Below are 6,397 nucleotides of genomic sequence, written 5' to 3'. Positions count from 1 at the left end.
GCGTGCACGAGCAGCGTCTCCCCGGCCGCCAGGCGCGCCCGGCGGTGCAGGCCGAACCAGCCGGTCTGGTAGCCGATGTGCAGGGCGGCGGCCTCGGCGTCGTCCAACGCGTCGGGGGCGGGGAGCACGGTGCGGGCGGCGACGACCGCGCGCTCGGCGAAGGCCCCGGCCGGGAGCGCGGGCTGGGCGAGCACCCGCGCGCCGATCTGTCCTTCCGCGCCTTCGCCGAGGGCGAGGATCTCGGCGCACATCTCGACGCCGGGGGTGAAGGGCAGCGGCGGCCGCACCTGATACTGCCCCCGGCACAGCAGGGCGTCGGGGAAGTTGATGTTCGCGGCGCGTACGCCGAGCAGCAGTTCGCCCGGACCGGGCGCGGGGTCCGCCACCTCCTCCAGCCGCATCACGTCGCGGGGTTCGCCGTTCTCGTGCACTCGCCATGCCAGCATCAGGTGGCCTCCCACAAGCCCTCTCGCGTACGCGCGCGGTCCCGCGCTCGCCGCATACTAACCAGTCGGTATTTGCGAGGAACAGGGGTGACAAGCGCCTCCGGCGGAGCCGGTACGCGGTCGCCGGGGCCCGCGAGCGACCGCCGCGGTCCGGAGCTCCCGGCCGTACGGGGAACGCACGGCCGGACCGTACGGCGCGACGCCGGGGGCGGCGCGGCACCGGGGGTCGTCTGCGCGAGACGCCCGGCCGGCGCAGCGCGGGGGCCGACGAGCCAGTCGCTCAGGTCATCGGGCCGCTTGAGCCCCGCGGCTCCAGCGATGGCAGGTCGTCCTGGATGCGGACCGCCGCTCCCCCGTCCAGCAGGGCGACGAGCTGCTCGGCGGCGTGCCGGCCGAAGGTGGCGGTGTCGCGGGTGAGGGCGGTCAGGGCGGGGTGGGTGGCGCGGCACAGGACGGAGTCGTCCCAGGCGACGATGGAGAGCCGGTCCGGTACGGGCACGCCCCGCTCGGAGGCGACGGCCAGGCCCGCGACGGCCATGACGTCGTTGTCATAGACGAGCGCGGTGGGCGGCGGATCCCCGGCGAGCACGCGCCGCGTGGCCTCGGCGCCGCCCGCGTCGGAGTAGTCGGTGGTCACGGAGCGCGCCTCGGTCAGGCCCCGGCGGTCGGCCTCGGCGCGCAGGGAGGCCATCCGGGCCTGGGTGTGGGCGAGTTCCGGCAGGCCCGCGATATGCACGATGCGGCGGTGGCCCAGGCCGTGCAGATGGTCGACGATCGAGGCCATCGCGCCCGCGTCGTCGGCCCAGATGTTGGATATGGCCGGGCCCGCGGCGCGAGCGGCGGGACCCGTCGAGCCGACGACCACGGCGGGCAGCCCCAGTTCGTCGAGGAGCGCGGGCCGCGGATCGTCGTCGCGGGGGTCGACGACGATCAGGCCGTCCACCCGGTGCTCGGCCCACCAGCGGCGGTAGACCTCGCATTCGGCGTCGATGTCCTCGACGACCTGGAAGAGCAGGCCGAGCCTGCGGTGCGAGAGCACTTCCTGCACGCCCGAGACGAGCTGGAGGAAGAACGACTCGACGCCGAGCGTACGGGCCGGGCGCGCGAGCACCAGTCCGATGGTGGCCGAGCCCTCGCCGGACAGCGCGCGGGCGGCGGTGCTGGGCTGCCAGCCGAGCTGTTCGGCGACCCGGCGGATGCGGTCGCGGGTGGCCTCGGAGACGCCGGGGCGGTCGTTGAGCGCGAAGGACACGGCGCTCTCGGAGACGCCCGCACGGCGCGCGATGTCCTTCATCGTAGGTCGTCTGGCCGGTGTTCGGCGCATGCGTCTCCTCCTGCTCCCCCGCCCGCCGGGGCAGGTCCGGCGGGTCCGTTCCACTAAAGCGCTTGAGTGACAACACACTAAAGCGCATTAGTCTTCCGCGGAAGTATTGACTTAACTCTTCTTCGGGGCGAAAGTTTTGCCTGCCCCCTCCTGGCCCGATCGAAGGAGCTCGTCGGCCATGCCCATATCCCGTAGAACCCTCGTCCTCGCCGCACCGGCGCTCGCCTGTGCCCTGACGCTCACCGCCTGCGGTTCGGGCGGTGACAGCGGCGGCGGCAGCAGCGCGACCGGCAAGGTCGAGGGCGACATCAGCTTCCAGACCTGGAATCTGCGCGCGGGCTTCAAGGACTACTTCGAAGGCCTGGTCAAGGAGTTCGAGAAGCAGAACCCCGGCGTCAAGGTGAAGTGGCTGGACCAGCCGGCCGAGAACTACGCCGACAAGCTGAGCGCCGACGCCGGCGCCGGCACGCTGCCCGATGTGGTGAACCTCTCACCGGACCTGGCCTATCCGCTCGCCAAGGCCGGCGTGCTGATGAACATGGACAAGGAACCGGCCACCTCGAAGTTCAAGGGCGAGTACACGCCCGAGGGGTGGAAGGGCACCTCGATGCCCGGTCTGGACGGCTCGTACGCCTTCCCCTGGTATCTCAACACCGGCCCGCTGTTCTACAACAAGTCGCTGTTCAAGAAGGTCGGGATCGACCCGGAGAAGCCGCCGAAGTCGTTCGACGAGCTGTTCACCGACGCCAACAAGATGGCGAAGGAGTCCGGCGGCAAGATCGCGACTCTGGCGTCCACTCCGGCGATCGAGGACATGGGCCGCTACGGCGTCAAGCTCATGAACGCGGATTCCACGGAGTTCACGTACAACGAGCCGAAGGGCATCGAGTTCCTCACCAAGTACAAGGAGCTGTACGACAGCGGCGGCCTCGACGCGCAGTCGCTGACGAACACCCCCGAGAAGGCGGGCCAGAAGTTCCTGGAGCAGAAGGTCGCCATGAATCCGGGCAGCGCCCTGGACCTGTCGAACTTCAAGAAGAACGCGCCCTCGCTCTACAAGAATCTGGGCATCACCGACGCGCCCAACAACAACGGCAAGCCGAACATGTACGTCATGGGCCTGGCCGTGAACAACCAGAGCAAGCACAAGGCCGCGGCCATCGCCTTCGCGCACTTCGTGACGGACAAGAAGAACCAGGAAGCCTTCGGGCACAAGGTCGCCGTCTTCCCCAGCACCAAGGGGTCGCTGGAGGAGCCGTACTGGACCAAGGAGGACGGCACCGATGAGGGCCGCGTCCGGGTCGCCTCGGCCAAGATGCTGAAGGGCGCGGTCAATTACACGCCGGTCGTCCTCAGCGACGAGATGAAGACCATTCTGAAGAACGAGGTCGCCAAGGCCCTGCAAGGCAAGAAGTCGCCGAAGCAGGCGCTCGACGACGCCGTCGCGCAGAGCAACAAGCTGCTCAAGCAGAACTGACGGTAAAGAACATGGAACGGCCCGCGAAGCGCATCCGCACCCATAGGGCGATCAGTCCCTGGCTCTTTCTGCTGCCCGGCGTCGGAGTCATCGCCGCCTTCAACCTGTATCCCTTCTTCACCACCATCTACAAGGCGTTCACCGACGCCCGCACACTGACCTCGGGCAACTGGGTCGGACTCCAGAATTTCCAGACGATGATCCACGACGATCAGTTCTGGACCGCGCTGCGCAACAGCGGGCTGTACGTGCTCCTGGTGGTGCCCTTCACCGTTCTGCTCCCCCTGCTGCTGGCCATGCTGGTGCAGAAGCAGATTCCCGGTATCACCTTCTTCCGCTCCGCGTTCTACACCCCGGTCGTGGCGTCCGTCGTGGTCGTCGGTCTGATCTGGGTATGGATCCTGGACGACCGGGGCCTGGTCAACGGCATTCTCAATGTCCTCGGGGCAGGTCCCGTCAAGTTCCTGGGCGATCAGTGGCTGCTGCTGCTGAGCGCCATGGCCCTGACCATCTGGAAGGGCCTCGGGTACTACATGATCATTTACCTGGCGGCCCTCGCCAATGTGCCGCGGGAGCTGCACGAGGCGGCGTCCGTCGACGGGGCCGGGCCCATCCGCCGGTTCGTCTCCGTCACCATGCCCTCCGTCCGCCCCACGATGGTGCTGGTCGGCGCGCTCTCCTCGGTGAACGCCTTCAAGGTCTTCTCGGAGGTCTTCCTGCTCGCCGGCCCGTCCGGCGGCCCGGCCGGCGAGGACACCACGCTCGTCATGCTCGTCCAGCGGGTGGGCACCGGCCTCAACGGCCGGGTCGGCTACGCCTCGGCCATCTCGCTGATCGTTTTTGTCATCGCACTGCTGCTGATGCTGCTGGTGCTGCGCGCCGACCGCAAGGAGGAGCCCCGGTGAAGCGCCTGTCCGGGTGGGAGAAGACCCTCCGCTACGTTCTGCTCCTGGTGGTCCTCGTCATCACCGTCGGCCCGTTCCTGTGGCAGCTGTCCACCTCGCTCAAGGACACCACCGAGGACATCTACACGTATCCTCCGAAGCTGCTGCCCGAGCACCCGACGCTGAAGAACTACTCCGGCGTCGCCGACATCATCCCGGTCTGGGACTACGCGCTGAACTCGCTGAAGGTCGCCCTCACCAACGTGGTGACCAACGTGATCGGCGCGTCCATGGCCGGCTACGCGCTGGCGCGGCTCCGCTTCAAGGGCCGCAAGATCGCGGGGCTGGCCGTCGCGATGGCGCTGCTCGTGCCGCTGGAGGCCATCATCATCGCGCAGTTCACGATGATGCGGGACCTCAACCTCAACAACACGCTCACCGCCGTGGTCCTGCCGGGCGCGGTCAGCGCCCTGAACGTGATGCTGATGCGCAACGCGTTCTCCAACCTGCCGTACGAGATCGAGGAGGCCGCCGTCATCGACGGCGCCAACGTCTGGCAGCGGTTCGTGCGCATCGCGCTCCCCTCGGTCAAGGGCACCATCGCGGTCGTCGCGATCTTCGCCTTCATGGGCGCCTGGGACGACTTCCTGTGGCCGCTGATCGTCCTGTCCGACTCGTCGAACTTCACGCTGACCGTCGGACTGAACTTCCTGCACGGCACGTTCCAGCAGAACCCGCGGCTCGTCGCCGCCGGCACGATCATCGCGGTGGCCCCGCTCATCGTGATGTTCGCCTGCCTCCAGCGGTTCTTCTTCCGCGGCGTCGGCGAGGGCGCCGTCAAGGGCTGACCCCCGGCCCGCGCCCGTAGCCCCGAAAAACGACTCCGAACAGGATCTCCCCCGCATGACCGCACCCCGCTTCGGCGTCAACTACACCCCCACCCGGGGCTGGTTCCACCACTGGCTCGACTTCGACCTCGACGAGGTACGGGCCGACCTCGACTCCATCGCGGAGCTCGGCCTCGACCACATCCGGGTCTTCCCGCTGTGGCCGGTCTTCCAGCCCAACCGCACCCTGATCCGGCCGCGCGCCGTCGAGCAGCTGGTCCAGCTCGTCGACGCGGCCGGCGAGCGCGGCCTCGACGTGAACGTGGACGGCCTCCAGGGCCACCTCTCCAGCTTCGACTTCATCCCGTCCTGGACCGCCACCTGGCACCGCCGCAACATGTTCACCGACCCGGACGTCGTCGAGGGCGAGGCCGAGTACCTGCGGACCCTCGCCGCGGCGCTGGCCGGCCGGTCCAACTTCCTCGGCATGACCGTCGGCAACGAGATCAACCAGTTCTCCGGCGACCCGCACCCCGACCCCGACCGGATCGACGCCGAGCAGGCCGGGGCGTGGCTGCGCCGCATGGTCGGCGCCTGCGAGGAGGGCGCGCCGGGCAAGATGCACCTGCACGCCTCGTACGACGCCGCCTGGTACCTCGACGGGCACCCCTTCACCCCGGCGCACTCGGCCCAGATCGGGGCGGCGACCGCCGTGCACTCCTGGGTGTTCAACGGCACCGCGCAGCGCCACGGCCGCGACGGCGCGGCCACCGAGCAGCACGCCGCCTATCTCATCGAGCTGTCCAAGGCGTGGGCGAAGGACGCGCACCACCCGGTGTGGCTCCAGGAGGTCGGCGCGCCCGCGCCGCACATCCCGGCCGAGCACGCCGCCGCCTTCACCGAGGCGACCGTCGCGAACGCGCTGGACTGCGGGGACGTGTGGGGCGTGACGTGGTGGTGCTCCCACGACGTGGACCGTTCCCTGGCCGACTTCCCGGAGCTGGAGTACGCCCTCGGCCTGTTCACCAACGACCGGCGCGTCAAGCCCGCGGGCGAGGCCATCGCCCGGGCCGTACGGGAGTGGAAGGGCCGGGAGTACCGGCCCGCGCCGCGGACGACCGCGCTCGTCCTGGACGCGAGCGGCCTCGAATCCTGTGAGACGGCGCCGGTGCGCGCGCAGTGCGGGCCGGGCGGCGCGTACTTCGAGGCGTGGATGCGGCTCGCCGCCAGGGGCGAGCGCCCGGCCGTGGTGCTCGCCGAGTACGCGCACGACGCCGCGCATCTGGCGGCGCGCGGCATCACGGACGTCCTCACGATCGACCAGGTCGCCTGAGCGATCCACCAAGTCGCCCTAGCGATCCACCTGGTCGGCTGAGCGGCCGACCAGGTCGCCTGAGCCTCGGCGACCGACCGCAGCACCACCGAGTCCTCGTCACCCC

At 69.6% G+C, this 6,397-nt stretch carries 6 protein-coding genes; 4 read left to right on the top strand and 2 right to left on the bottom strand.

All coding sequences use genetic code 11. The features are described from left to right. Both ACFU99_RS28845 and ACFU99_RS28840 read right to left on the bottom strand, forming a co-directional pair. Positions 1-446 (bottom strand): alcohol dehydrogenase catalytic domain-containing protein (locus tag ACFU99_RS28845; RefSeq protein WP_384397555.1); only part of this gene is annotated, 446 nt, incomplete at its 3' end. Positions 447-726: 280 nt separating this feature from the next. Further along, on the bottom strand, positions 727-1,770 hold the full coding sequence (locus ACFU99_RS28840) for a LacI family DNA-binding transcriptional regulator (RefSeq protein ID WP_384397553.1): 1,044 nt from the start codon (positions 1,768-1,770) through the stop codon (positions 727-729). 178 nt (positions 1,771-1,948) lie between these two features. On the opposite strand from ACFU99_RS28840, the gene ACFU99_RS28835 reads away from it, so the two are divergent. Genes ACFU99_RS28835 through ACFU99_RS28820 form a run of 4 tightly spaced genes read left to right on the top strand, consistent with a single transcriptional unit; the run spans position 1,949 to position 6,291 of the window. Continuing rightward, on the top strand, positions 1,949-3,247 hold the full coding sequence (locus ACFU99_RS28835) for an ABC transporter substrate-binding protein (protein WP_384397551.1): 1,299 nt from the start codon (positions 1,949-1,951) through the stop codon (positions 3,245-3,247). An 11-nt stretch (positions 3,248-3,258) separates the two neighbouring features. Continuing rightward, a complete protein-coding gene (locus ACFU99_RS28830; protein WP_384397549.1) occupies positions 3,259-4,152 on the top strand; it encodes a carbohydrate ABC transporter permease in 894 nt (297 codons plus the stop codon). Further along, complete coding sequence (locus tag ACFU99_RS28825) at positions 4,149-4,979, top strand: carbohydrate ABC transporter permease (protein WP_384397547.1); 831 nt, start codon at positions 4,149-4,151, stop codon at positions 4,977-4,979. Before ACFU99_RS28830 ends, ACFU99_RS28825 begins: the two co-directional genes overlap by 4 nt. Before the next feature lie 55 nt (positions 4,980-5,034). After that, positions 5,035-6,291 carry a glycosyl hydrolase gene (locus ACFU99_RS28820; RefSeq protein WP_384397545.1) on the top strand — a complete coding sequence of 419 codons (1,257 nt, stop codon included), beginning with the start codon at positions 5,035-5,037 and terminating at the stop codon, positions 6,289-6,291. Positions 6,292-6,397 lie beyond the last annotated feature (106 nt).

Source organism: Streptomyces sp. NPDC057654, assembly GCF_042800135.1.
Lineage (GTDB): Bacteria > Actinomycetota > Actinomycetes > Streptomycetales > Streptomycetaceae > Streptomyces.
The sequence above is the reverse complement of the archived record's forward strand: the minus strand, read 5'-3'. Positions and strand labels throughout refer to the sequence as shown.